This window comes from Rhizobium sp. BK289, from assembly GCF_014193575.1.
Lineage (GTDB): Bacteria > Pseudomonadota > Alphaproteobacteria > Rhizobiales > Rhizobiaceae > Rhizobium > Rhizobium tropici_C.
Map to the genome: position 1 here is coordinate 1 of NZ_JACHZO010000019.1, position 24,975 is coordinate 24,975.

At 60.8% G+C, this 24,975-nt stretch carries 25 protein-coding genes and 1 tRNA gene; 19 read left to right on the top strand and 7 right to left on the bottom strand.

The genetic code is table 11. The features are described from left to right. Positions 1-256: 256 nt before the first annotated feature. On the top strand, positions 257-466 hold the full coding sequence (locus tag FHT84_RS27315) for a hypothetical protein (protein ID WP_183765298.1): 210 nt from the start codon (positions 257-259) through the stop codon (positions 464-466). Positions 467-972: 506 nt separating this feature from the next. Here the strand turns inward: FHT84_RS27315 and FHT84_RS27320 are convergent. Continuing rightward, positions 973-1,062: transfer RNA gene (locus FHT84_RS27320), tRNA-Ser, on the bottom strand. Positions 1,063-1,368: 306 nt separating this feature from the next. Here FHT84_RS27320 and rplU point away from each other — a divergent pair. The 11 genes from rplU to modC all read left to right on the top strand — a co-directional run bounded on the left by rplU (position 1,369) and on the right by modC (position 11,000). After that, a complete protein-coding gene (gene rplU / locus FHT84_RS27325) occupies positions 1,369-1,686 on the top strand; it encodes a 50S ribosomal protein L21 (RefSeq protein WP_028753733.1) in 318 nt (105 codons plus the stop codon). 32 nt (positions 1,687-1,718) lie between these two features. Continuing rightward, complete coding sequence (gene rpmA / locus FHT84_RS27330) at positions 1,719-1,988, top strand: 50S ribosomal protein L27 (RefSeq protein ID WP_112339827.1); 270 nt, start codon at positions 1,719-1,721, stop codon at positions 1,986-1,988. Positions 1,989-2,117: 129 nt separating this feature from the next. Beyond that, a complete protein-coding gene (locus FHT84_RS27335; RefSeq protein WP_112339828.1) occupies positions 2,118-2,753 on the top strand; it encodes a GNAT family protein in 636 nt (211 codons plus the stop codon). Then, entirely contained in the window at positions 2,750-3,337 is a 588-nt protein-coding gene (locus tag FHT84_RS27340) for a GNAT family N-acetyltransferase (RefSeq protein ID WP_183765295.1), read from the top strand. The genes FHT84_RS27335 and FHT84_RS27340 overlap by 4 nt, the downstream gene beginning before the upstream one ends. Before the next feature lie 268 nt (positions 3,338-3,605). Then, entirely contained in the window at positions 3,606-4,712 is a 1,107-nt protein-coding gene (gene obgE, locus FHT84_RS27345; protein ID WP_113250833.1) for a GTPase ObgE, read from the top strand. Then, positions 4,709-5,878 (top strand): glutamate 5-kinase, encoded by a 1,170-nt coding sequence (proB, locus tag FHT84_RS27350; RefSeq protein ID WP_113250832.1) that lies wholly within the window; start codon positions 4,709-4,711, stop codon positions 5,876-5,878. Before obgE ends, proB begins: the two co-directional genes overlap by 4 nt. After that, on the top strand, positions 5,871-7,154 hold the full coding sequence (locus FHT84_RS27355) for a glutamate-5-semialdehyde dehydrogenase (RefSeq protein WP_183765292.1): 1,284 nt from the start codon (positions 5,871-5,873) through the stop codon (positions 7,152-7,154). The genes proB and FHT84_RS27355 overlap by 8 nt, the downstream gene beginning before the upstream one ends. 37 nt (positions 7,155-7,191) lie before the next feature. After that, positions 7,192-7,773 (top strand): nicotinate-nucleotide adenylyltransferase, encoded by a 582-nt coding sequence (locus FHT84_RS27360; RefSeq protein ID WP_245430224.1) that lies wholly within the window; start codon positions 7,192-7,194, stop codon positions 7,771-7,773. A gap of 568 nt (positions 7,774-8,341) precedes the next feature. Then, the gene (gene modA / locus FHT84_RS27365) at positions 8,342-9,139 is read left to right on the top strand and encodes a molybdate ABC transporter substrate-binding protein (protein ID WP_169646304.1); all 798 of its coding nucleotides are present in this window, start codon (positions 8,342-8,344) and stop codon (positions 9,137-9,139) included. A gap of 89 nt (positions 9,140-9,228) precedes the next feature. Beyond that, entirely contained in the window at positions 9,229-9,930 is a 702-nt protein-coding gene (gene modB / locus FHT84_RS27370) for a molybdate ABC transporter permease subunit (protein WP_112339834.1), read from the top strand. Then, positions 9,927-11,000, top strand: a complete 1,074-nt coding sequence (gene modC, locus FHT84_RS27375) for a molybdenum ABC transporter ATP-binding protein (protein ID WP_183765286.1) — start codon at positions 9,927-9,929, stop codon at positions 10,998-11,000. Before modB ends, modC begins: the two co-directional genes overlap by 4 nt. On the opposite strand, the gene FHT84_RS27380 is transcribed toward modC, so the two are convergent. Next, a complete protein-coding gene (locus FHT84_RS27380) occupies positions 11,001-11,384 on the bottom strand; it encodes a winged helix-turn-helix domain-containing protein (RefSeq protein WP_112339836.1) in 384 nt (127 codons plus the stop codon). 283 nt (positions 11,385-11,667) lie between these two features. Between FHT84_RS27380 and FHT84_RS27385 the strand changes: the two genes are divergently transcribed. The 7 genes from FHT84_RS27385 (at position 11,668) to FHT84_RS27415 (ending at position 18,076) form a co-directional block, all read left to right on the top strand. Next, positions 11,668-11,967, top strand: coding sequence for a DUF1330 domain-containing protein (locus tag FHT84_RS27385; protein ID WP_112339838.1), 300 nt, complete (start codon positions 11,668-11,670; stop codon positions 11,965-11,967). Positions 11,968-12,126: 159 nt separating this feature from the next. Next, the gene (rsfS, locus tag FHT84_RS27390; protein WP_112339839.1) at positions 12,127-12,573 is read left to right on the top strand and encodes a ribosome silencing factor; all 447 of its coding nucleotides are present in this window, start codon (positions 12,127-12,129) and stop codon (positions 12,571-12,573) included. A gap of 115 nt (positions 12,574-12,688) precedes the next feature. Further along, on the top strand, positions 12,689-13,171 hold the full coding sequence (rlmH, locus tag FHT84_RS27395) for a 23S rRNA (pseudouridine(1915)-N(3))-methyltransferase RlmH (RefSeq protein ID WP_113250829.1): 483 nt from the start codon (positions 12,689-12,691) through the stop codon (positions 13,169-13,171). Positions 13,172-13,360: 189 nt separating this feature from the next. Further along, positions 13,361-14,800, top strand: a complete 1,440-nt coding sequence (locus FHT84_RS27400) for a murein hydrolase activator EnvC (RefSeq protein ID WP_246698650.1) — start codon at positions 13,361-13,363, stop codon at positions 14,798-14,800. Next, positions 14,790-16,118, top strand: coding sequence for a S41 family peptidase (locus tag FHT84_RS27405; RefSeq protein ID WP_112339842.1), 1,329 nt, complete (start codon positions 14,790-14,792; stop codon positions 16,116-16,118). The genes FHT84_RS27400 and FHT84_RS27405 overlap by 11 nt, the downstream gene beginning before the upstream one ends. Positions 16,119-16,336: 218 nt before the next feature. Further along, on the top strand, positions 16,337-17,521 hold the full coding sequence (locus FHT84_RS27410) for a divergent polysaccharide deacetylase family protein (protein WP_183765283.1): 1,185 nt from the start codon (positions 16,337-16,339) through the stop codon (positions 17,519-17,521). Between the two features lie 15 nt (positions 17,522-17,536). Beyond that, positions 17,537-18,076 carry an RNA pyrophosphohydrolase gene (locus FHT84_RS27415; RefSeq protein WP_112339844.1) on the top strand — a complete coding sequence of 180 codons (540 nt, stop codon included), beginning with the start codon at positions 17,537-17,539 and terminating at the stop codon, positions 18,074-18,076. A gap of 47 nt (positions 18,077-18,123) precedes the next feature. Here the strand turns inward: FHT84_RS27415 and bfr are convergent, their stop codons facing one another. The 5 genes from bfr to FHT84_RS31585 form a co-directional block, all read right to left on the bottom strand. Next, positions 18,124-18,609, bottom strand: coding sequence for a bacterioferritin (gene bfr, locus FHT84_RS27420; RefSeq protein WP_069611399.1), 486 nt, complete (start codon positions 18,607-18,609; stop codon positions 18,124-18,126). Beyond that, positions 18,575-18,886, bottom strand: coding sequence for a (2Fe-2S)-binding protein (locus FHT84_RS27425; RefSeq protein WP_112339845.1), 312 nt, complete (start codon positions 18,884-18,886; stop codon positions 18,575-18,577). Before FHT84_RS27425 ends, bfr begins: the two co-directional genes overlap by 35 nt. Positions 18,887-19,026: 140 nt before the next feature. After that, positions 19,027-22,494 carry an error-prone DNA polymerase gene (locus FHT84_RS27430; protein ID WP_183765280.1) on the bottom strand — a complete coding sequence of 1,156 codons (3,468 nt, stop codon included), beginning with the start codon at positions 22,492-22,494 and terminating at the stop codon, positions 19,027-19,029. Then, entirely contained in the window at positions 22,491-23,918 is a 1,428-nt protein-coding gene (locus FHT84_RS27435) for a DNA polymerase Y family protein (RefSeq protein ID WP_246698653.1), read from the bottom strand. The genes FHT84_RS27430 and FHT84_RS27435 overlap by 4 nt, the downstream gene beginning before the upstream one ends. Positions 23,919-23,958: 40 nt before the next feature. After that, positions 23,959-24,954 (bottom strand): hypothetical protein, encoded by a 996-nt coding sequence (locus FHT84_RS31585; protein WP_246698651.1) that lies wholly within the window; start codon positions 24,952-24,954, stop codon positions 23,959-23,961. Positions 24,955-24,975 lie beyond the last annotated feature (21 nt).

The following is a 24,975-nucleotide window of genomic DNA, read 5'->3' on the forward strand; positions in this document are numbered from 1 at the left end:
CGTAGCGGCGACGCGTCATCAAAGGCCTCCGTAGTTGGAAGCCTTGAATCAGAGCCGACCATAAACGACAAGCAATTTTATGAGTTTACGCCGTAAGAGAAGCTATCCGGCTACGACGGACGTTTCACCGCAAATTCTATCATCTGGCTACTACGCATTCGGCGCCAATCGCCTCAGATTATTCACGCATTGAATGAAGTCCTCGAATTTTTAGAAGAACACAAAGGTCTGAAAGTTTAACTTTGGAAGAGCATCGATGGCTTTTGTAGAGCTGCAGCATCTCATCCTCAAAAAGGAGTCTCCAGAGAAGAGACTGTCTAAAGCCGACGGCAGCACAGAGCGACATATGAGCGAAGCGGCGGTCATGCTCGCCTTTGCAATGCTCTATTCTCTCGCGGCGCTAAGAACGTATACGTTCGTCCAGACGGTGAGCACGGCAAGCGGTTCGAGATTCAAGCTTGGTTGATGATGCACGGCTTCACCTGGCACAAGGGCTGGGGAACGACGAGCCATGCTGGTCGGTATATGAACGGCGACCTAACTCTTGAGGTTCATGTAAGTCCTGGAAAGGGTGACGTCGTCGCGACGATCGGAGGCTGCCCAGTTATTGCAGAATGCAAGGGCGGCATCATAAACTCACGTCACGCCGGGCAGGTGTCTCGTCTGCGGAAGGGACTGCACGAGGCAGCCGGACAACTCCTTGCGAGGGCAGGAGAAGGTGAGATTAACATCGCGGTGGTCCCATACACGACTACAACGCGCAATCTCGCAAGCAAGATGGCACCACGAGCGAATCAGGCGGGTATTGCCATAGCGCTTGTCTCGGCGACCGGAGCCGTTGAATACTACGGCGCAGACCCGTTTAGTGCCGGGGTCGTGGCTCTCTGATGAAAAATGCCGACACTTCGCTCAAAAGTCGCCTGAACCAAGCTAGTAGTCATGCCACAATAGCTTGATCCTAAAGGAAAAACGTGGCGGAGAGGGTGGGATTTGAACCCACGATACCCTTGCAGGTATGCCGCATTTCGAGTGCGGTGCATTCGACCACTCTGCCACCTCTCCGGTTATGCTGGTCGGCGCGTTTTTCAGCGCGGGCTGTCTCATAGCGACAGAAGAGGAGGATGGCAAGGGCGAATATGAAAGCTTTTCATCCTTTCGCCTTGACAGATCAGGGGCGCTTATATATCCCGTGCGACGCAATAGGTGTGGATAAGTCCGCACCTTGCCCACCCTGCTTCGCGCAGGGTTTCACCGGCAGAATTTTTTGAGGGCTCAAGCCTTTGGAATCCCTGCTAAGTTTCGACTGATAAAAAGACGGCCGCTCGTCCTCTGGTCGAGAGAGCCGGAACGAACATGAAAGGATAAAAAATGTTCGCAGTCATCAAGACCGGCGGTAAGCAGTACCGTGTGGCAGCCAACGACGTGCTGACCATCGAGAAGCTCGAAGTCACGGCCGGCGACACCGTAGAATTCACCGAAGTCCTCGTTATCGGCGAAGGCGCCGACGCTGCGATTGGTGCTCCCTTCGTCAAGGGCGCTTCCGTCAAGGCCGAAGTGGTCGAGCACAACCGCGGCAAGAAGGTTATCGCCTTCAAGAAGCGCCGTCGTCAGAACTCGAAGCGTTCGCGCGGCCATCGCCAGCATCACACGGTTGTCCGCATCACGGACATCGTGGCTGCCAAGTAAGTAACGGGATCAAGGTTTAAAGGAGAACTCCAATGGCACACAAAAAAGCTGGCGGTTCCTCGCGCAACGGTCGCGATTCCGAATCCAAGCGCCTTGGCGTGAAGAAGTTCGGCGGCGAAGCCGTCATCGCAGGTAACATTATCGTGCGTCAGCGCGGTACGCAGTGGCATCCGGGCGCCAATGTCGGCCTCGGCAAGGATCACACGATTTTTGCGCTTACGGCGGGTAACGTGAATTACCGTACGAAGGCCAATGGCCGCGTGTACGTGTCTGTAATGCCGAAAGCGGAAGCAGCGGAATAAGCCGGTAGCGCTCTAAAACAGCCGGCGTCTCATCGACCCGGCTGACCGCATCAGGTTCAGTCCAGAAAACAGGGGAGATGGGGCGCCATCTCCCCTTTTTCTTTACCCTCAACCAAGGAGGACTGAACCATGCAAGGCGAATTGTTAAGGGAAGGCCAATCGAGGTCTCCCGAAGAACGGCTGAGGCCGGATAGGTTAAGGACCGATTGCCCTGTCTTACTGTCGGAAAGGCTCGTTCTGCGCGCGCCCCACGAAGAAGACATCGACGCCCTTGCCCATCTCGCCAACAACGCCAATGTCGCCACAATGGTATCGCGTATGCCGCACCCGTATACGAACGCCGATGCCGCCGATTTCGTGCGACGCACGAAGCTTGGCGAGATTGGCAAGTGCGTCTATGCCATTACCAAAGCCGACAACGGCGCCTTTCTCGGTTGCTGCGGGGTCGAGCCCACTGGCGATCCGAACACGGTCGAGATCGGTTACTGGTTGGGCGAGCCCTACTGGAACCAGGGCTACACCACGGAAGCGGCCCATGCCCTCATCGACATGGTCTTCCGCACGCGTGAGAACGTCGCGCAGATCGATGCCCGTTGCCGGGTGACGAACGTCGCCTCCAGGCGCGTCGTGCAGAAGTGCGGCTTCCAGTTCCAGGGATCCGGCCTTGCCGCATCGCTGGCGCTCGGCAGCACCGTGCCGGTCGAATGGTACCGGCTCGACCGCAAGACCTGGATCTCGCTGCGCAGCTGGGGAGGCATGAGATGAACGCTCTCGCCCTCACCCGCCGCGATGCCCGGACCCTGATGCCCGGGCCGACGCCGGTCATCCAGACCGGCCGACTGACGCTGCGCCCGCACCGGCTCAGCGATGCCGATATGATTGCGGAATCGCTTTCGGATTTCGCCGTCACCCGCATGCTGGCCCGCGTTCCCGCGCCCTATGACCGGCAGGATGCGCTCGACTGGCTGATCGAGCACACCTCCGGCCTCGGTGTCGATTGGCAGCTCGCCATCTCCGAGCGGGATGATGCCCATATCGGCTGTGTCGGCATCGAGCTTCGCCACGGCCGCTGGCACCTCGGTTACTGGCTGAACCGCTTCTACTGGCGGCAAGGTATCATGACCGAAGCAGTCAAGGCTTCGCTCGAACGTTTTGCCCGCCGCATGCCCGAAGTCGCCGTTCATTCCGGCGTCTTCGCCGACAATCCGGCATCGCTCAAGCTGCAGCAGAAGCTCGGCTTCGAGATCACCGGTTGCTCGGAGATCTACAGCTTTGCCCGCAATACCATGGTTCCGCATATCGAAACCATGCTGAAGCCGGGCGCGCTGCGGCTCTCGCAGGCGGCCTAAGGCCCTGAGAACAGGCCATCGCCGGCTCGTCCGGCGATGGCTGTCATACCAATCATGCAGTTCCGCCTCTTTATGGCACTGGAACCGCACGATATTCTTTGACCTCAGCCCGAAGCGCCTATATCGAAGGCGACATAACGGGCAAACGGCCGCCCGATGTGTCTTTTGGATGCAGAAGGAGCGGCAGATATTGAAAAGAGCGCATAGGCTTTTGTGAATCCCATTCGATCCGAAGGGATATGCGCCGACACCGGGTGACGGACGTACGATGAAATTTCTCGATGAAGCAAAAGTCTATATTCGCTCAGGCGATGGCGGCGCGGGCAGCGTCTCCTTCCGCCGCGAGAAATTCATCGAGTTTGGCGGCCCGGATGGCGGCGATGGCGGCCGCGGCGGCGATGTCTGGGTCGAGGCCGTCAACGGCCTGAATACGTTGATCGATTTCCGCTACCAGCAGCACTTCAAGGCGAAGGTCGGCATGCACGGCATGGGTAAGAACCGCGCCGGCGCCAAGGGCGATGACGTGACGCTGAAAGTGCCGGTGGGAACGCAGATTTTCGAAGAAGACCAGGAAACGCTGATCTGCGATCTGACGGAAGAGGGCCAACGCTTCCGCCTGGCCGCCGGCGGTAATGGCGGCTTCGGCAATGCCTATTTCAAATCCTCGGTCAATCAGGCGCCGGACTGGGCCAATCCAGGCCTCCCGGGCGAAGAAAAGACCCTTTGGCTGCGGCTGAAGCTGATCGCCGATGCCGGCCTCGTCGGTCTGCCGAATGCCGGTAAATCGACCTTCCTTGCAGCCGTCAGCCGTGCGCGGCCGAAGATCGCCAACTATCCCTTCACGACGCTGCACCCTAATCTCGGCGTTGCCACCATCGACGGCCAGGAATTCATTCTGGCGGATATTCCCGGCCTGATCGAAGGCGCCCACGAAGGTGTGGGCATCGGCGACCGCTTCCTCGGCCATGTCGAGCGCACCCGCGTGCTGTTGCATCTTGTCTCCGCTCAGGAAGAGAAGGTCGGCAAGGCCTACAAGACCGTGAAGCATGAGCTGGAAGCCTATGGCAACGACATCACGGACAAGCCGGAAATCGTCGCCCTCTCGCAGATCGACGTGCTGGACGAGGAAACGCTGAAGAAGAAGACGCGCGAGCTGGCGCGGGCCTGCGGCAAGACGCCCTTCCAGATTTCCGCCGCCACCGGACGCGGCATGACGGAAGTGTTGCGCGCGCTGCGCGACGTGATTGTCGAAGCCAATGCCGGCGAAGCGGATAAGCCCACGAAAACGCCGAAGCTGCGGCACCGGGACATGCAGCTTTCCGACGATGCGGGCGAGGATGATCGCCGTAGTGACGACGGGGATCATCAGGGATGACTGCCCGCAAGCCGCTTGATCGCTACCGCCGCATCGTCATCAAGATCGGCTCTGCCCTTCTCGTCGATCGCAAGACCGGCTTGAAGAAATCCTGGCTCGACGGCATGTGTGCGGATATCGCCGCACTGAAAGCCAAGGGCATCGATGTGCTGGTGGTTTCGTCGGGCGCGATCGCGCTCGGCCGCTCCGTGCTCGACCTGCCCTCCGGAGCGCTGAAGCTGGAGGAAAGCCAGGCAGCGGCGGCGGTTGGGCAGATTTCGCTGGCCCGCGCGTGGTCGGAAAGCCTGTCACATGACAATATCGTCGCCGGCCAGATCCTGCTGACGCTCGGCGACACTGAAGAGCGTCGCCGTTATCTCAACGCCCGCGCCACCATCAACCAGCTCCTGAAGATCGGCGCGGTGCCGATCATCAACGAGAACGATACGGTCGCGACCAGCGAAATCCGCTATGGCGACAATGATCGCCTCGCCGCTCGCGTCGCCACCATGACCGGCGCCGACCTTTTGGTGCTGCTGTCGGATATTGACGGCCTCTACACCGCCCCACCGCATCTCGATCCCCAGGCGAAATTCCTCGATACGATCGCCGAGATCACGCCCGAGATCGAGGCCATGGCCGGCGGTGCCGCCTCGGAACTTTCGCGCGGCGGCATGCGCACGAAAATCGACGCGGGCAAGATCGCAACCGGTGCCGGATGCGCCATGATCATCGCATCGGGCAAGACCGACCGGCCGCTGAACGCGATCGAAAGCGGCGCCCGCTCCTCCTGGTTCGCGCCGTCAGGCACACCCGTTACCGCTCGCAAGACCTGGATCGCCGGTCAGCTGCAGCCGGCCGGTGAATTGCATGTCGACGATGGCGCGGTGACCGCGCTTGGCGCCGGCAAGAGCCTGCTGCCCGCCGGTGTGCGCCGCGTCGTCGGCCATTTCGGCCGCGGTGATACCGTTGCCGTCATCGGGCCCTCCGGCCGCGAGATCGCCCGCGGCCTTGTCGGCTACGACGCCGAAGAGGCCCGCCAGATTACCGGCCGCAAATCAGCTGAGATCGAGGCGATCCTCGGCTATGCCGGCCGCACCGCCATGGTGCATCGCGACGACCTCGTCATGACCGCTTCCGTCAAGGCGAAGGCCGAGAAATCGAAGAAGGATGAAGCTCATGCTTGATACTGTCGCACAAAGCCCCGACATCGATGCGCTGATGAATGATATCGGCCGCAAGGCCCGGGCTGCGTCGCGACCGTTGGCCTTCGCGTCGACTGAAAGCAAGAACAAGGCCCTGAATGCCATGGCGGATGCCATTCTGGCCCGAAAGGATCATATCCTCAATGAGAACGCCAAGGACCTGAAAGACGTCGAAGGCACCGATATGCTCGCCTCCTTCGTCGATCGCCTGACTCTGAACGACAAGCGCGTCGCCGAAATGGCCGAAGGCATCCGCGCCATTGCTGCCCTCGCCGATCCCGTCGGCGAAGTCATCGCCGCCTGGGACCGCCCCAACGGCCTGAAGATCGAGCGCGTCCGCACGCCGCTTGGCGTCATCGGCGTCATCTTCGAGAGCCGGCCGAACGTGACCGCCGACGCCGGCGCACTGTGCCTCAAGGCCGGCAATGCCGTGATCCTGCGTTGCGGCAGCGACTCGCGCCGCTCCTCGCAGGCGATCCATGAGTGCCTGGTCGAAGGATTGAAGGCTGCCGGCTTGCCGGAACATGCTATCCAACTCGTGCCCGTCAGCGATCGCGCCGCCGTCGGCGCCATGTTGCGCGGCCTCGAAGGCAATATCGACGTCATTGTGCCGCGCGGCGGCAAGAGTTTGGTCGGACGCGTGCAGACCGAGGCGCGCGTGCCGGTCTTTGCCCATCTTGAGGGCCTTTGCCACATCTACATCGATGCGTCGGCTGATCTCGACATGGCGAAATCCATCGTCGTCAACGCCAAGATGCGCCGCACCGGTATTTGCGGTGCCGCCGAAACGTTGCTGGTCGACAAGAAGGTTGCCTCCACCCATCTGAAGCCGCTGCTCGACGGCCTTGCCGCGGCAGGCTGCGAAATCCGCGGCTCCGCCGATGTCCTCCAGATCGTTCCCGGCCTCAAAGCGGCAACGGAAGAGGATTGGACGACGGAGTATCTGGCCGCGATCATCTCCGTCGCGCTGGTCGATGGCATTTCCGGAGCAATCGACCATATCGGCAAATATTCGTCGAACCATACCGAAGCCGTGATTGCCGAAGATCCTCGTGTTGTCGAACGCTTCTTCACCGAGATCGATTCGGCGATCCTGCTGCACAATGCCTCGACGCAATTTGCCGATGGCGGCGAATTCGGCATGGGTGCTGAAATCGGCATCGCCACCGGCAAGATGCACGCGCGCGGGCCTGTTGGCGTCGAGCAGCTCACCTCTTTCAAATATCGCGTTCGCGGCACCGGACAGATACGGCCCTGACGTGCTGAAGGAAGAGGTCGATCAACGCCATCTGCGCATGCCCCATGCCGAGCGCGGCATGGTGGTTGGTCTTTTCGGGGGATCCTTCAATCCGCCGCATGAAGGCCACGCACTCGTGGCCGAGATCGCCATCCGAAGGCTGGGCCTCGATCAGCTCTGGTGGATGGTGACGCCGGGCAACCCGCTAAAGAGCCGCAATCATCTGGCGCCGCTCGCCGAACGTATCACGCTCAGCGAACGGCTTCTCCACGACCCGCGCATCAAGGTGACCGCCTTCGAGCAGACGCTGGGCATGAGCTACACGGCCAACACGTTGGCGCATGTGAAGGCACGCAACAGTCATGTCCACTTCATCTGGATCATGGGTGCCGACAGCCTGAATACGTTTCACCGCTGGCAGAAATGGCAGGAAATCGCCCGCACCTTCCCGATTGCCGTCATTGACCGGCCGGGATCGACGCTATCCTATCTTTCGGCCAAGATGGCCAAGACCTTCCATTACGCCCGCGTCGACGAGGATGACGCCCGCGTGCTCTGGAAGAAGCGGGCGCCGGCCTGGACCTTCATTCACGGACCGCGCTCGGCGCTCAGCTCGACAGCCCTGCGCGACGCACAATAATCGATCCAAATTCCTGGCTAAAATTTTTAGGAAGAGTTTAAAAATAAAAGCCCGACGCGGGAGGAGGTGCGTCGGGCTTTTGAACCTGATCAGCAACTGGGAGGAGGAGAGTTGCTGATCCATATCGAACGGCATTGGGAGGAGGAGATTGCCGTTTCGATGATTATGTTTTAGCAGATTTTACCGACAGATAAATGGCCGATTGCGCAATGCAGCAATGCAACAGACGCATGTCTCTGAAAATTTTCTGCCCAAAAAACGCTTCTTTTCCAATTTCTCAGGATTTGATTTTCAGTGTCGAACTTAATTCGGCGAAAGAATGGCACGGGACCCCACGTTTCGTAACGTTAAGTCTTGCTTCGTGAGCGTTCGCCAATCCACTGGGCAAATCCAGTCATGCATTTTTGCAATGCCCAAGATCGTTCATATGCGCTGCGCCACGGAAAATCCATAGAATTCGTAAGGTTACACGATCACATCGCGATGTATTTTTGTAAATACATCCCTAGTCAAGCCTCGCGCGTCGTTATATCTGTCGAAATATGTCGATATCTTTGGAGAGAATAAAATGGCCACCAGCCGACGCCGATGGATCAAGCTTGCAACCGCCGCCCTTTCCGCCGCGTGGCTGGGCCTCTCGAGCGCGCCTGTGCCGGCATTCGCCGCCGATAAGATCGTGGTTTTTGCCGCCGCTAGCATGAAAAACGCACTTGATAATGCCGATGCCGCCTTCACCAAGGAAACCCGCAAGGAAGTCGCCGTCTCCTATGCGGCAAGTGGCCCGCTCGCCAAACAGCTTGAAAACGGCGCACCGGCCGATGTCTTCATCTCCGCCGACACAAACTGGATGGATTATGTTGCCAGCAAGAAGCTGATCAAGGACGATAGCCGCGTCAACCTGTTAGGCAACAAGCTCGTTCTCGTTGCCGCCAAGGACAAGGCGAAGCCCGTCGAAATCAAGCAGGGCTTGGACCTGGCCGGCCTGCTCGGCGACGGCCGCCTAGCGATCGGCCAGCCGGAATCGGTTCCGGCTGGCAAATACGGTAAGACGGCGCTGGAAAAACTTGGCATCTGGGCTTCCGTCGAAAAGAAGATCGCCGGCGCCGAAAGCGTGCGCGCCGCCCTCGCGCTGGTTTCGCGCGGCGAAGCGCCTTACGGCATCGTCTATCAGACCGATGTCTCGGCCGATCCGGGCGTTGCCATCGTCGGCACCTTCCCGGCCGACAGCCACCCGCCGATCGTCTATCCGATCGCCATCACCAGCAGCAGCAAGAACGCGGATGTACAAGCCTATTTCGACTTTCTGAAATCGGCTAAGGCTGTTCCATTCTTCGAGCACGAGGGCTTCACGATCCTGAAGCAGTGAGCGTCATCACCGCAAGTCAGGCATGAAAAGTTCAAGCCATCAGGCTCGCAGGCTCGTGGCGAGCCTGAGATGTTTAAGGGGGCGGGTATTTGGAAGCGTTGGGTCTGAGCAGCGACGAATGGACGGCGATAGAGCTGAGCTTGCGGGTTTCCATCGTCGCCATGCTGGTCAGCCTGCCCTTCGGCATTGTCGCCGCACTCCTGCTCGCACGCGGTCGGTTCTGGGGCAAATCGGTCCTCAATGGCATCATCCATCTGCCGCTGATCCTGCCGCCCGTCGTTACTGGCTTCATCCTCCTCATCCTCTTCGGCCGCAAGGGGCCGATCGGATCTTTGCTTGATCAATATCTCGGTATCGTTTTCTCCTTCCGCTGGACGGGTGCCGCACTTGCCTGCGGCGTCATGGGCTTCCCGCTGATGGTCCGAAGCATCCGCCTGTCGATCGAAGCCGTCGACCGCAAGCTGGAGGAAGCCGCCGGCACATTGGGCGCCAGCCCCATATGGACCTTTCTGACGGTCACCCTGCCCTTGATCCTGCCCGGGATCATCGCCGGCATGATTCTCTCCTTCGCCAAGGCCATGGGCGAGTTCGGCGCCACCATCACCTTCGTCTCCAATATTCCCGGCGAGACGCAGACGCTATCGTCTGCCATTTATACCTTCACCCAGGTTCCGGGCGGCGATGCCGGCGCCATGCGGCTCACCATCGTCGCCATCGTCATTTCCATGGCAGCGCTGCTCGCTTCTGAATTCCTTGCCTATCTCGCCGGACGGAGGGTGGATTTCGAATGACGCTTTCGGTCGATATCCGCCACCGCCTCGGCGCCTTTTCGCTGGAGGCTGCCTTCACGTCCGATGGCGGCGTGACGGCCCTTTTTGGCCGCTCTGGCTCCGGCAAGACGTCGATCGTCCGCATCATTGCCGGCCTCACGCGCCCTGATCACGGCCATGTCAGCCTCGACGATACCGTACTTGCCGACACCAGCAGGCAGGTCTTCGTGCCGCGTCACCACCGCCGCTTCGGCTATGTCTTTCAGGAAGCACGCCTGTTTCCGCATCTTTCGGTACGACAGAACCTCAATTACGGCCGTTGGTTTGCGCCCAAAAGCGAGCGCGGTGAAAGCTTTGACGGCGTCGTCGATCTCCTTGGCATCAGTGCTCTTCTCGATCGCCGGCCAGCAAAACTTTCCGGCGGCGAGAAGCAGCGCGTCGCGATCGGGCGCGCCCTGCTTTCCTCGCCGCGCCTCCTATTGATGGACGAGCCGCTTTCCGCCCTCGACGAAGCCCGCAAGGCGGAAATCCTGCCCTATCTCGAGCGGCTGCGCGACGAGACGAAGATCCCGATCATCTATGTCAGTCACTCGATGGCCGAGGTGGCACGCCTCGCCAGCCGCGTCGTCGTCATGCGTGACGGCAAGGTCGAGACGATCGGCGCCGCCGTCGATATTTTCAGCCAGCTGTCCGGCCCGCTGGCGGCCGATCGCCGCGAAGCCGGTGTACTGCTGGAAGGCCGCGTGGAGTCGGTGGACGACCAGCATCATCTGACCGTTATTGCCCTGAAGACGGCGAAACTGGTGGTGCCGGGTCAGGCCGTCGCTATCGGCAAGACCGTGCGCGTCCATATCCCCGCCCGCGACGTCATGCTGGCGACAACGCGGCCAGAAGGTCTCAGCGCCCTCAATATCCTCGACGGCGAAGTGCTGGGGATCGGTGCGGCCGCGGACGGAACGGCGGAGATCAGGATCGATTGCGGCGGCGACGCGGTGCTTGCACGCATCACGCAATTCTCCGCCGAGCGGCTGGGATTACGCATCGGCCTACCGATCCATGCTGTTATCAAGACCGTGGCGCTCGAACATTGATCAGGATTTTTCCTGGGAAGCCTTAGCGGGGTTGCGATTGGCCTCGAGCCAGTTGAGATCGTCGGCTATTGCCGCCCGCAGCGTCGTTTCCATGCCACGGAAACGCTGCAGCAACTCCTCGCCGAACGGCGTCAGGGCCGCGCCGCCGCCCTTCTGCCCACCGCGCTGCGACTCCACCACAGGCTCGCGGAACATATGGTTCAATTCGCTGATGAGCAGCCAGGCCCGGCGGTAGGACATGTCCATGGCGCGGCCGGCGGCCGAGATCGAGCCGGTCTCCTGTATATGTTCGAGAAGCTCCATCTTGCCGCGCCCGAGCCGATCCTGCCCCGAAAAACTGATCCGGAGAATAGGCTTCAAGGGCGGTTGCGGAGCATTTGTCATGGCATCTGTAACGGTTTGGTTTACCGGGAACACGATGCCGAAAACTGTAAGCGATTTTCGGATGACATCATGCTCTATCTATTTGATGCTAGCGCGGATTCAGATTTCAGGTCAATTCGAGCTGAAACGCGCAGCGGCGGTCGCCTGCCTGTATATGCCGGCGGGAATGGACGAGCGGCGACACCGGCCTATCTGATCTCCGATATAAAAGATGCGTCCGCATGCAAACCGAGGCCCAAGCGGGATTGCGCGGGAATTCGGCTTCGCGTGGAAGGGAGACACTATGCCGGCTTATATCATCTCCGACGTCACGGCGAGGGATGCCGAAGCTTTCGAGGCCTACCGGACCCGCGCTGCCGCCTCCATAGCCCATTATGGCGGCCGCTATCTGGTCCGCGGCGGTCCGATCGAACAACTGGAGGGCAACTGGTCGCCGCGAGCCCTCGTCATCGTGGAGTTTCCCGACATCGAGCAGGCCAAAGCCTGGTATCGCTCGCCGGAATACGCAACTGCGCTCGACATCCGCGACAGGGCCCTCACCCGCAATCTCCTTCTTGTCGACGGCGTGAGCCCGGAAGCCTGATTTTTGGCCCGCGGCGCGAATATTTACCCATATCTGGTGCGAAAGAGCCCTAGTCGGACACAAATCCTTGTCCTGAACGCCCTAAGATGGCCTTTGGCGTCTTGAAACCTTAATGCTTTGATGCCTATCTTTACGGGGTGATCGACTCAGATCACCTCCGTGCATGTTCTGTTACTCAAGGAAGGAAGAGCACTGACAACAGTACACGCCAAGGGAAGAACGCCTGTCGTTATCCCGAAGAGCTCGGAACGTGGCGCCGATGCCGCTGCCCGCGCCCTGCAAGCCGTCCTCGCAAGCCTCGAGGATTCCAAGGCCGAAAATATCGTCACCATCGACATTGCTGGCAAATCCGCGCTTGGAGACTACATGGTCGTCGTCTCCGGCCGATCGAACCGCCATGTCCTGGCGATTGCCGACCATCTCATGACCGATCTCAAGGACGAGGGCTTCGGCACTGCCCGCGTCGAGGGTCTTGATGGCGGCGACTGGGTGTTGATCGACACCGGCGACATCATCGTTCATGTCTTCCGACCCGAGATCCGTGAGTTCTACAACATCGAAAAGATGTGGGCAGCACCCGATCTCGACGAAGGCACGCTGCACTAACCGACCCCGGAACGCTTTCCCGGCCCCGGTTGGCAGCTTTACATCGCCGGACATGAGCTTCCGGCAGGAGTTTCGTTTTGTGCCGCCATGACGGCGGATAGGCTTGGGAGCGGGAATGCGGATAGGTCTTTTTGCGGTGGGACGGCTGAAAGCCGGCCCGGAAAAGGATCTTGCGGCTCGCTATCTCGACCGTTTCGCCAAGGCCGGACCGGCGATCGGCCTGGAATTGGCGCGCATGACCGAGGTTGCCGAAAGCCGCGCTTCCAATAGCGAGACCCGCAAGCGCGAAGAGGCGGGTCTCTTGCAAAAGGCCCATCCGGAAGGCGGCGTCCTCATTCTCCTCGACGAACGCGGCAAGGCGCTCGACAGCGAAGCCTTCGCCGCTATGCTCGGGACATACAGAGATCAGGGCAAGCGCGACCTGACGATCGCCATCGGCGGCGCCGACGGACTGGACCCGTCCCTTTACGAAAAGGCCGATCTGACCATTTGCCTCGGCAAGCTGACATGGCCGCACCAGCTGGTCCGCATCCTGATCGCCGAGCAGCTCTACCGCGCCGTCACCATCCTCTCCGGCCATCCCTACCACAGGGTGTAACCGTCCCATCCCGTTTCGAAAACAGTTTGGCTTTCGGGCTTTTTGCGTTAACGAAACGCTCACAGAGGCGTGTTTTGATTCTCGCCCTGAAAATGACGATGCTTCCTAGCTGATCGCGGCAAATCAGCCTATTTTCACGCGATCCGAAGGGACCAGGCCCGAACCGACTGGATGAGAAAAGCCCAGCCCATGCTTTCCCGTCTTCTGCTGCCACCCCTGGCGGCATGTCTCGGTGTGGGCGTCTATATGACCGCCTTTTTCCCTTTGCTGAGCGCGGCCGTGGCACAGGAGGCCGATAGCACTGCACCCCAGGCGCCAGATGATCGCGCCGCGATGACCGCATCGGTGCCGCCAGCGCAAGAAGCGCCCGACCCGGCAGCGGATCTCGCTCGCAAGCGCGACGAAACCCGCGCTCAGCTGGATGAACTGTCGAAGACGATCAATCTCTCCTCCGGCAAGACGAAAGAGCTGGAAGACAGCATCGCCTCTCTCGACAAGAGTACCGACAGCCTGCGCCAGGCGCTGATCGACAGCGCCGCCCGCCGCAAGGAACTCGACCGCAAGATCCAGCAGAGCGAGAAGACGCTGACGGGCCTTGCCGTCAAGGAAGGCAAGATCCGCGCTTCCCTGCATGACCGCCGCGCCCTGCTGGCCGAGGTGCTGGGCGCTCTTGAGCGCATGGGCCGCAACCCGCCGCCAGCGTTGCTGGTGACGCCGGACGATGCGCTCGCCTCGGTGCGCAGCGCCATTCTCCTCGGCGCCGTCGTGCCCGGTATGCGCAAGGAGACGGACAAGCTCATCGCCGATCTCACGGATCTCAGCAAGCTGCATGCCGACACGGCCGCCGAAAAGGCGAGCTTCACCGCCACCATGACCAACAGTCTGGAGGAGGAGCGGCGCATGGATCTGCTGATTGCCGAAAACGACAAGCACAGCAAGGAGAATGCCGCCCAGCTCGGCGCCGAGCGCAAACGCGCCGAGGAACTGGCGAGCCAGGCAACCAGCCTGGAAGGACTCGTCGCCTCGCTGGAAAGCCAGATCGGCTCGGTACGCGACGCTGCGGCTGCCGCGCGTGCGGAAGAGGCGCGCCGGGCGCAAATGACCGAACAGCAGCGCGAGCAGGCGAAAGCCCTGGCCGAGAACGGTGTGCCCGATAAAAACCGCATTACGCCCGCATATCCCTTCTCGGACCTTAAACAGAAGTTGGAGCTGCCCGTGGCGGGCGATACCCTCCGCCAGTTCGGCGACGACGACGGTACCGGTCATACGGCGATGGGGTTGACCATTGCGACAGGTCCGGAAGCACTCGTCACGGCTCCTGCCGATGGCACGGTTGTCTATGCCGGCGCGTTTCGCAGCTACGGTCAGATGATCATCCTGGATACGGGTGACGGTTACCACATGGTGCTGTCGGGAATGGACGCGATCAAGACGCGCCCAGGCAGATTTGTCTTCGCCGGCGAGCCGCTCGCCACGATGGGCCAAAAAAGAGTCGCGAGCGCGACCGCATTGGCGCTGGAAACGGATCGGCCAACGCTTTACATTGAATTCCGAAAAGATGGAAAACCAGTCGATTCCCGGCCCTGGTGGACCTCCAAAGACACTGGAAAGGCACGCAATGATACGTAGGGCTTCTCTTGTTCTCGTCGGCGCATTGATGGGTGCGACCGCGATGGGCGTTATCTACTCGGCGGTAGCGCCGGCGGAAGCCGCTGGCACTTCCACCTATAAGGAGTTGTCGATTTTCGGCGACGTCTTTGAGCGCGTCCGCGCGCAGTATGTGACGCCGCCGCAGGAAGACAAGCTCATCGAAGCCGCCATCAACGGCATGCTGACCTCTCTGGACCCGCATTCGAGCTATATGAATGCTAAGGATGCCGAAGACATGCGCACCCAGACCAAGGGTGAATTCGGCGGTCTCGGCATCGAAGTGACGATGGACAACGACCTCGTCAAGGTCATCACCCCGATCGACGACACGCCCGCCGCCAAGGCCGGCGTTCTTGCCGGCGACTACATCACCGCGATCGATGGCCAGTCCGTTCGCGGCCTGAAGCTGGAAGACGCCGTCGAGAAAATGCGCGGCCCGGTCAAGACGCCGATTAAGCTCACCTTGATGCGCAAGGGCGTCGACAAGCCGATCGAACTTACCGTTGTTCGTGACGTCATCGCCGTCGCCGCCGTCAAGTCGCGCGAGGAAGGCGGCGATGTGGGCTATATCCGCATCATCTCCTTTACGGAAAAGACAACGCCGGATCTCGAAGCCGCGATCGCGAAGATCAAGAAGGATATTCCGGCCGACAAGCTAAAGGGCTATGTCCTCGACCTGCGTCTCAACCCGGGCGGCTTGCTCGACCAGGCGATCAATGTCGCTGACGACGTGCTCGAGCGTGGCGAGATCGTTTCCACGCGCGGCCGCAATCCGGACGAAACCCGCCGCTTCAACGCCACTCCCGGCGATCTGACCGACGGTAAGCCGATCATCGTGCTCACCAACGGCGGCTCGGCTTCCGCTTCGGAAATCGTCGCAGGCGCCTTGCAGGATCTGCGTCGCGCCACCGTCCTCGGCACGCAGTCCTTCGGCAAGGGCTCTGTCCAGACGATCATTCCGCTCGGCGACGGCAACGGCGCGCTGCGCCTGACGACGGCACTCTACTATACGCCCTCGGGCCGTTCGATCCAGGGCACCGGCATCACGCCTGACATCAAGGTCGACCAGCCGCTGCCGGATGACCTTAAGGGCAAGCTGACGACGGAAGGCGAATCCAGCCTGCCGGGCCACATCAAGGGCCAGAGCGAAACCGACAAGGGCTCCGGCTCTTCGGCCTATGTGCCGCCGGACCCGAAGGACGATCTCCAGCTCAACTATGCGCTCGACCTTCTGCGCGGCGCCAAGACCGATCCGGCCTTCCCGCCGAACCCGGAAAAGGCAGTTTCCTCCAAGTAAGGGGATGGCGCCGGGCTGGAAACAGACCCGGCGCTTTCATGAAGGAGGGAGCAGCATTTGCGTTGGTCCGCTCCCCTTGGCCGGATGACATCGGCCTTGTTCAAAACAGCTTTGTTCACGTTTTGGAACTTTGAGTGTTGCGGGCATCTTGCCGCTCGGCTGCGGGGGAGAGAGTGCCCGGCGCCGATTCAGTTTTCCGCTTGAGGTGGATAGGAACTTTGGGAACGGATCTGCATGCACCGTTGGGACAGAATCGCCGCCCCGGCCGCCAGCGGCGTCTTCCACCCTTTGGGCGCATTCTCGGCAGCTTCTGTCTGATCGCGATTGCCTGTTTCTCCCTCTATTCCGCGCTGCAGCGCGACGAGCTTCAGAAAACCCGGCCGATCGAGGCCGCAAAGAAGGAAGAGCCAGCGCCGCAAGCCGAGACCAAGGCGACGCCGAACGGCCAATCGACCCTGACCCAGGTCGATCCGCAATCCGGCGCCAATACGACGCGCGTCGTCACCGACGACGGTTCGGTCGTCACCATGTTCAGCCCCGGCAATCGCGACGGCAGCGGCCCGGTCTTGATCAACGCCAATCAGGTGGGCCAGGATCCGCGCATGGCGGCGACGCCGAACGAAAGCCTGCTGGAGGATTCGCCCTTCGGCAAGCTGCCGATCACCGCGCCGAGCGGGCTTAGACCGATGGATCAATATGCGCGACCCTGGTCCGGTACCCGCGGCACGCGCATAGCCATCGTCGTCAGCGGCCTCGGCCTCAGCCAGACGGGCACCCAGCGCGCCATCGAAAAGCTGCCGGAGGAAATCACGCTCGCCTTTGCCGCCAGCGGCAACAGCCTGCAGCGCTGGATGCAGGAAGCAAGGCGCAGCGGCCACGAGATCCTTATCCAGGTGCCCTTCGAGCCCTTTGATTATCCCAGCAACAATCCCGGCCCGGATACGCTGCTGACCTCGCTGTCGTCGGCGAAGAATATCGACAACCTGCATAAGGCAATGGGCAAGATCACCAATTATACCGGCGTCATGAACTATCTCGGCGGCCGCTTCCTTGCCAATCCCAATGCGCTGGAACCGGTGCTGCGCGACGTCGGCAAACGCGGCCTGCTGTTCCTCGATGATGGCTCATCGGCACAATCGAAATCCGGAATGCTGTCGAAAACGCTGGAAGTGCCGCATGCCTTTGCCGATATCCAGCTCGATGGAGAGCTGCAGCAGGATGCTATCCTGAAGAAGCTCGATGAGCTGGAGCGCATTGCCCGCCGCAACGGTTCGGCGATCGGCGTTGCCTCCGCCTTCGATGAAAGCGTCGACGCCATCGGCAAATGGAGTGAGGAAGCCGCCATGCGCGGCATAGAAATCGTTGCTGTCTCGGCGCTTGCCGAAGACCCGAAACATCCCTGATCGCTGGAGAGAAAGATGAGCACGCCCCACGCGCCCGTGAGAGCTGAAGACCTGCCCTACCGCCCCTGTGTCGGCGTCATGATCCTGAACCGGGATGGTCTGGTCTGGGCCGGGCGCCGCATTCCCGACGGCAATTCCGAATACGACGGCTCGCCGCAGCTTTGGCAGATGCCGCAGGGGGGAATAGACGAGGGCGAAGATCCATTGAAAGCCGCCTATCGCGAGCTCTACGAGGAAACGGGTATGAAAACCGTGACCCTGCTGGCGGAGGCGAAAGACTGGATCAACTACGATCTGCCGCCGCAGCTGATCGGCATCGGCCTCAGGGGAAAATACCGCGGCCAGACGCAGCGCTGGTTTGCTTTCCGATTCGATGGCGACGAAAGCGAGATCGCCATCAACCCGCCGCCGGGCGGCCATGAGCCGGAATTCGATGCATGGGAGTGGAAGCCAATGGAGGCGCTACCCGAACTCATCGTCGCCTTCAAGCGATCGGTCTATGAGCGGGTCGTCTCGGAATTCAGCCATCTCGCGGGCCTGAAAGCCGAGGACTGATTACAAGAGAACCGGCCGCGAAAGCGGCCGGTTCTGCAAAGCGTCAGCTATTCTGCGGAATCGGCGGAGTCGGCGTTGAGCTGGCCATACTTGGCTTCGCCGATCTTCCCGAGGAGTTCGAGCTGGGTTTCCAGGAAATCGATATGGCCTTCCTCGTCCGCCAAGAGCTCTTCGAACAGCTTCATCGAAACATAGTCGCCGGCATCGTGACAGATGTCGCGGGATTTCTTGTAGGCCGTGCGGGCGTCGTATTCGCCAGCGAGATCGGCTTCCAGCACTTCCTTGACATTCTGGCCGATGCGCAGCGGCGCCAGCGTCTGCAGGTTGGGATGACCTTCGAGGAAGATGATGCGGGCAACGAGGCGATCGGCGTGCTGCATTTCCTCTATGGATTCTGCGCGCTCCTTTTTGGCGAGTTTGGTGTAGCCCCAGTCTTCGAGGAGTCGATAATGAACCCAATATTGATTGACTGCACCAAGCTCGAGAAACAGCGCCTCGTTAAGCCGCTCGATGACTTTTTTGTCGCCTTTCAATGTCCGCTCTCCTGTTGTCTTCATGGAATTTTTTCAGGCGGGACATGAAATCAAATATTTCCGCTTCCGTCGAGTGGCGACGGGCATGATAATCCTCGGTTGTCTGTATAATGATATCAACGACATTCGGGAAACAGCCGCAGCAACGGCCGCGCTTTTCCATAGCGTGATAAACCTTGGCGGGAACGATGAGCTGCCAACAGTCCTGATCGAGGAGTTCAGTGATGACGTCCCTGATTTCCTTGTCGGTGATGTAATTACAACTGCAAACCAGCATTCTTCGTTCAGCCCGTCAAACATGACATCCGCTGTCTTGTTATCTGCTAAAGAAGACGCCCTTTGTCAAGAAAGAAACGATTCGAATTCATCCGTCGATGAGGCCATTGACCTTTCGCCTGGCATGCGAAGGCCGGAAACTCAATGGAAATTACGACCTCGCGGCATGACTCTGGCCGTTTCGGCACCGTTGCTGCGGTCGTCCGCCGCTGTCCCGGCAGCGGTTCCACCTGGCAGCATAGGGGACTTCTCCTTTCGTCGGTGGTCCATAGTCGGCCGCAGCGCCTCATCCGCCCGATCGCTGACGCCGAAACGCCGTGCCTCGCGCTGAAGAATGCCGAGCGCCGGCGTCATATCCTCGATATGATCGACCACCACGTGGATAACGCCGCTCTCGCTCTGCAGCCGGCCACGGATCTTCACCAGCCGCGCGCCCATGACGATGGCGCGGTATTTCTCGAATTTTTTCCGCCAGACGATCGCATTGGCGACACCGGTCTCATCCTCCAAGGTCATGAAGATCACCCCCTTGGCCGAACCCGGCCGCTGGCGCACCAGCACCAGGCCCGCGATCGTCACCATCTGCCCATTCGCCACCTTTGGCAGATCCCGGCTTTGCACGATGCCCTGCCGCGCGAAATCGGCGCGCAGGAATGAAACCGGATGTGCTTTCAGCGACAGCGACAGATAGCGATAATCTTCGATGACCTGCTCGCCGGGCAGCATTTCCGGCAGCGCAACCGCCGGCTCGACCTGCAGCTCCGCATGATCGGCGAGATCGAAGAGGGGAAACTTTTCGGCGGCACTTCCGGCATCGAGGGCCCGCACGGCCCATAGCGCCTCCCGTCGGCTCAAGCCGATCGAGCCGAACGCATCCGCATCCGCCAGACGCTCGATCTGCGCCTTTGCAAGACCGGAGCGCAGCCAGAGATCGCGCACGGACCGATAGCCATCACCACGACGCTCGACGAGCTGCTGCATCTCCTCCTCGGATAGGCCTTTGACCTGCCGGAAGCCGAGGCGGACGGCACATTGCGTCTTGATGATCCCGCGCATCGACGCATGGCGCGGCTCGACCGCATCCTTATCGAAGCGTCCCCGCTCGAGCAGGCAATCCCAGCTGGAACGATTGATATCCACCGGCCGCACCTCGACGCCATGCTCGCGTGCGTCACGCACCAACTGCGCCGGGGCATAGAAGCCCATCGGCTGGGCATTGAGGATCGCCGCACAGAAGACATCGGGATAATAGGCCTTGAGCCAGGAGGAGGCGTAGACGAGCAGAGCGAAGGAGGCCGCATGGCTTTCGGGAAAGCCATACTCGCCGAAACCTTCGATCTGGCTGAAACAGCGTTCGGCAAAGTCCTGAGGATAGCCATTCGCGACCATGCCCGAAACCAGATCCTTCTTGAATTCATCGACCCTCCCCGTTCGCTTGAACGTCGCCATGGATCGGCGCAGCCGATCGGCCTTGGCGGGCGAAAATCCGGCTGCGGTGATGGCGATCTGCATCGCCTGTTCCTGAAACAGCGGAACCCCCAAAGTTCGCTCCAGAACAGCCTTCAACTCCGGACGATGATATTCGATCGGCCGCTTGTGAAGATCGTCATCCCGCCGCTTGAGGTAAGGATGAACCATGTCTCCTTGAATGGGGCCGGGACGGACGATCGCTACCTCGATGACCAGATCATAGAACTTGCGGGGCCGAAGACGCGGCAACATGCTCATCTGTGCCCGGCTTTCGATCTGAAAGACGCCGATCGTATCGGCACGACAGATCATGTCATAGACCGGGAACCGGTCGGGGTATTCACCGCTGCCAAGGTCGGAGAGCTGCTTCTTCACGTCGTAATGCAGCAGCAGCAGGTCGAAGGCCTTGGCAAGGCAGGTCAGCATACCAAGCGCGAGCACGTCGATCTTCAAGATGTTGAGATTGTCGAGATCGTCCTTGTTCCACTCGATCATATAGCGATCGTCCATCGCCGTATGCATGATCGGCACGACCTCATCCAGCCGATCCCGGGTGATGACGAAGCCGCCGACATGCTGGGTCAGATGCCGCGGAAATCCCATTAGCGTCGAGGCATAGGAAAGGACGTTCTGCGTCGTCTTGTTTGTAAGATCGAGGCCGGCAATCTTCGCCTCACGCTCGGACAGTTCTTCCGTCGACCAGCCCCAGACACCGCTGGCAAGGGCGGACTGCACATCCTCCGACAGACCGAAGGCTTTCGCCACTTCACGGCCGGCCGAGCGCGCCCGATAGCTGGTGACCGCCGCCGTCAGCCCGGCATGCTCCTTTTTGTAATGCCTGTAGATGAACTGGATCACCTCTTCCCGCTTCTCGTGCTCGAAATCGACATCGATATCGGGCGGCTCCTCGCGCTCCGTCGAGATGAAGCGCTCAAAAAGCAAGCTTGTTATTTCCGGATTGACCTCGGTAATCCGGAGGCAATAGCAGACCGTCGAATTGGCCGCCGATCCGCGCCCCTGACACAGGATATTCGCACTGCGGGCAAACTCCATGATGCGATGCACCGTCAGGAAATAAGGCTCATATTGCCGCTCCCGGATGAGTTTGAGTTCATGTTCGATCTGCGTCGAAACCTTCGGAGGAATCCCTCCAGGAAAGCGCCATCTGGCGCCCTCCCAGGTCAGTCGCTTCAGCGTCTCCGCAACGGTTTCGCCCTTGGTGCTTTCGTCGGGATAGTTATGCTTCAGCTCATCCAATGAGAAAGACAGCCGGCTAAAAAACTTCTGCGTATTGGCGATAGCCTTCGGATAATCTCTGAAGAGTCGCGCCATCTCGGCAGCGTCCTTCATGTAGCGTTCGGCGTTCGCCGCCAGCCTGAAGCCGGCCTCGGCGATCGGTACATGCTCACGGATCGAAACGACGATATCGGCAAGCGGCTTGCGTTCGGTCGCATGATAGAGTGGCTGGTTGCTGGCGATCAGCCGCACGCCATTGCGCTGCGCCAGGATGGAAAGCGTCGCGAAGGCCATGCGGTCCCGCCCGTCATAGGCTGGCGACAGGACCATGTGGAACTTCCGGCCGAAGCGCATCCAGAGCCGCTTCAGACATTGTTCCAGCCTTGCCTGCTCCTCCGGCGCCTCGACACTTTCAGCATCGGGAACGAGCGCCAGCATCATCTCGTCACCCCATTCTACGAGGTCGCTTTCATTAAGGATGCATATGCCTTTTTCGCCGCGCAGATTACCGGCGCTCAGCAATCGGCAGAGATGCGCCCAGCCCTTGCGATTTTCCGGATAGGCAAGAATGTCGGGGGTGCCGTCTGAAAACACGAGGCGGGCGCCCGGCTGGAAAGGGACCGGCTTCAGAAGCGGCTTTTCTGGCTCGCCCTTGGCTCGAAGCGTCAGATTTTTCTCAATGCCTTCCTTATATTTTTCCCAGAGAACCTTGGTATGCGCATGCGCCTTGACGACGCCGGCAACCGAATTGCGGTCGGCAATCCCAAACCCCGACAGTTTCAGGATGGCGGCCTGCACCACCATTTCCTCCGGATGCGAGGCACCTTCGAGAAAGGAGAAATTCGTTCTCACCCCGATCTCGAAGAAGGGCATGGGTTCGTGAAAGCTCGGGCGCGCATTCATGCGAAGACCCCATGCATATACCAGTCCGGCGTCGTGCTGCCTCGGCCATAGAGCCCCTTGCGGAACAGCCAGAAACGATGACCTTCTTCATCTTCGATCTGGAAGTAATCGCGGACAGGTTCTTCCTTTTCCTCAAGCCACCATTCCGCCGAAAGCCGCTCCGGCCCTTCGGCCCGGCTGACCCGATGCATGACCCGCCGCCAGCGGAACTGCCGGGGAGGGCCGTCAGGCACTTCGGCAGCAATGGTTTCGACTAGTTCCGGCATGCGAAGCAGCCGCAGCGGCCGCTCGCCGCGGAAGAAGCCGTGGCCGGCATCCTCCTGACCTGCGCGCCGCCTCGATGCGAGGATAGTCATGGCCGGCAGTGGCCGCACGGCTCGTTCGGGGATATGGCTCTGCCGCAGCTCGAATCCTTGCAGGCAGTCCGGTCCGAGCCGGGCGGCCACGCGATCGACAAAGGCGGCAAGCGACCCTTCCTGGCGGCCTTCTCCGACGAAATCACCTTGCATGGCATCGAAGGGCGCATGCTGCAGCACATTGAGGCGGATGATTTCGAAACCATAGCCGACATCGAGATCGTCATGAACGGCGCCAAAGCGCTCCGTGAACAGGCTGGCGATCCTGCTCGGCTCCCGCAGCGGCTGCGACGCGCCGGCCGCGATGCGGAAGACCGCACCATCCACACGGAAGAGCAGGAGCTCGAAGGAACGACCGCCAATGCCGCGGGCTTCCAGCCCCGACTTCAGGCTTTCGGCAAGCTGGCGGGCAAGCTGGAGAATATCGGCTTCCGCCTGCACCGGCTCGGCCAGCCGCCGCTCGGCCGATAATTGCGCGACCGGACGGCGCGGCGAGATCGGCTCCTCGACGAGGCCGACGGCCTGATCGAGCCGCAGCAGCAGCTGCGCGCCGAACCGGCGGGCAAGCGGCGCCCGCGGCGCGGCCAGAAGGTCGCCCACCTGCTTCAATCCCAGCTTCTGCAACGCGGCAATGGTCTCTTCACCGAGCCTCAGAGACGCCACAGGCAGTGGCGCCAAGGCTTCCTCCATGGCTTCCGAAGGAACGACACGGCTATCGTCGAAACGAGCAACCGCCCAGGATAGGCCGGGCGCGGAGGAAATGGCGCCGCGCACATCGAGACCGAGCCGGGAAATCCGGATCAGGATGTCCTCGAGGAGTGCCTCTTCGCCTCCAAAAAGATGGGCGCAGCCGGTAATATCGAGAAAAAGGCCATCCTTGCCATCGATCGCCACCAGCGGCGTATAGCGGTCGCACCAGTCGGCAATCGCTTCCAAAAGCTTGCGATCCGCGGCGAGGTCCTCCTCGATGACATCGAGATCGGGACAGATCGCCTTTGCCTCGGCCACACCCTGACCCTGCTTCAGGCCGATCATCTCCGCGCGCTCGTTGAGGGCGGTCAGCCGCATGGCATTGTTGAGCTTGCCGGCGCAGGCGAGCGGCGGCACTTCAAGCCTGCCTGTCGAACGCCAGGAGAGACCCCATCGCTTGCGCGCGATGCGGTCGGTCGGCAGATGCGGAAAGGTCAGCGCCAGAATGCGCTGCGTGTTCGCCGGGAAAGGCAGGGCGTTGAGTGTCGAGGATAGGGGCAAAGCGGCGGTCATGGGCATTCCACTCCAGGGTTATGGAAAGGGGCGCCGGATTTCGGCTCTTTTCCAAGGTCAGACGAAAGGCCGGATGACCGATGCTGCCGCCAAGCACCGATCCGTCCGGCAGGGGGCGCGCCAGCGCCGGCGCGGGTTCGACCGAAAAGCGGAAGAGGGCGCTACTTGCCTCCTCCTCGCCTCCCTGTCGCAACAGAAATAAGGGCCGCCCCGCCGCCTTGGCCCTCAGCGCCAGCCGCCGGCTTTCGGTTAGGCCGAAACGGGCGGGATTGCCGCGCACTTCCAGAATGACGACGGCAAAGGCCGCACTGCCAAGGGCTGCTTCCGCCACCCAGAGCGCATCATCCAGCTTGCGCGGCGACGCCTGCAGGAAAGCCTCGGGTTCCAAGCCGAAATCCCGGATGCCGATGACATAGGGCAGGCCCGCCTCCATCGTGGCGACCGTATCGCCGATCCACAGGATTGGAGACTTGGCCACGGCCGTATCCGACGTTTGCGCGTGAAGCCGCGCGGCAAGCGCAAGGGTAAAGCCGCTCGCCGCCCCCGCATCGCGCAGGCCGAGCGAACGGATTTCCGTTAGCGCATCGAGCGGCAGGCCGCCTTGCAGGCCAACATCGAGATCGTCGACGCCGGTCGCAAGAAACGGCTGAGCCGGCTTAGGCTGAGCAGACCCTGGCTGGACAGGTAGAGGTTTCGCAATACCTGCCGATTCCATGGCCGGCTTGGCCGCCAGCATCTCATGCGCCGCCGCTGCCAGTGCCGGAATCGGCCTGCCTTCCAGTCTGGCAATGGTTTCACGCAGGGCAAAAAGCGTTTCCCGCGCCACGGCGGCCTCGGCCATGACGTTCACTCCAGATCGATA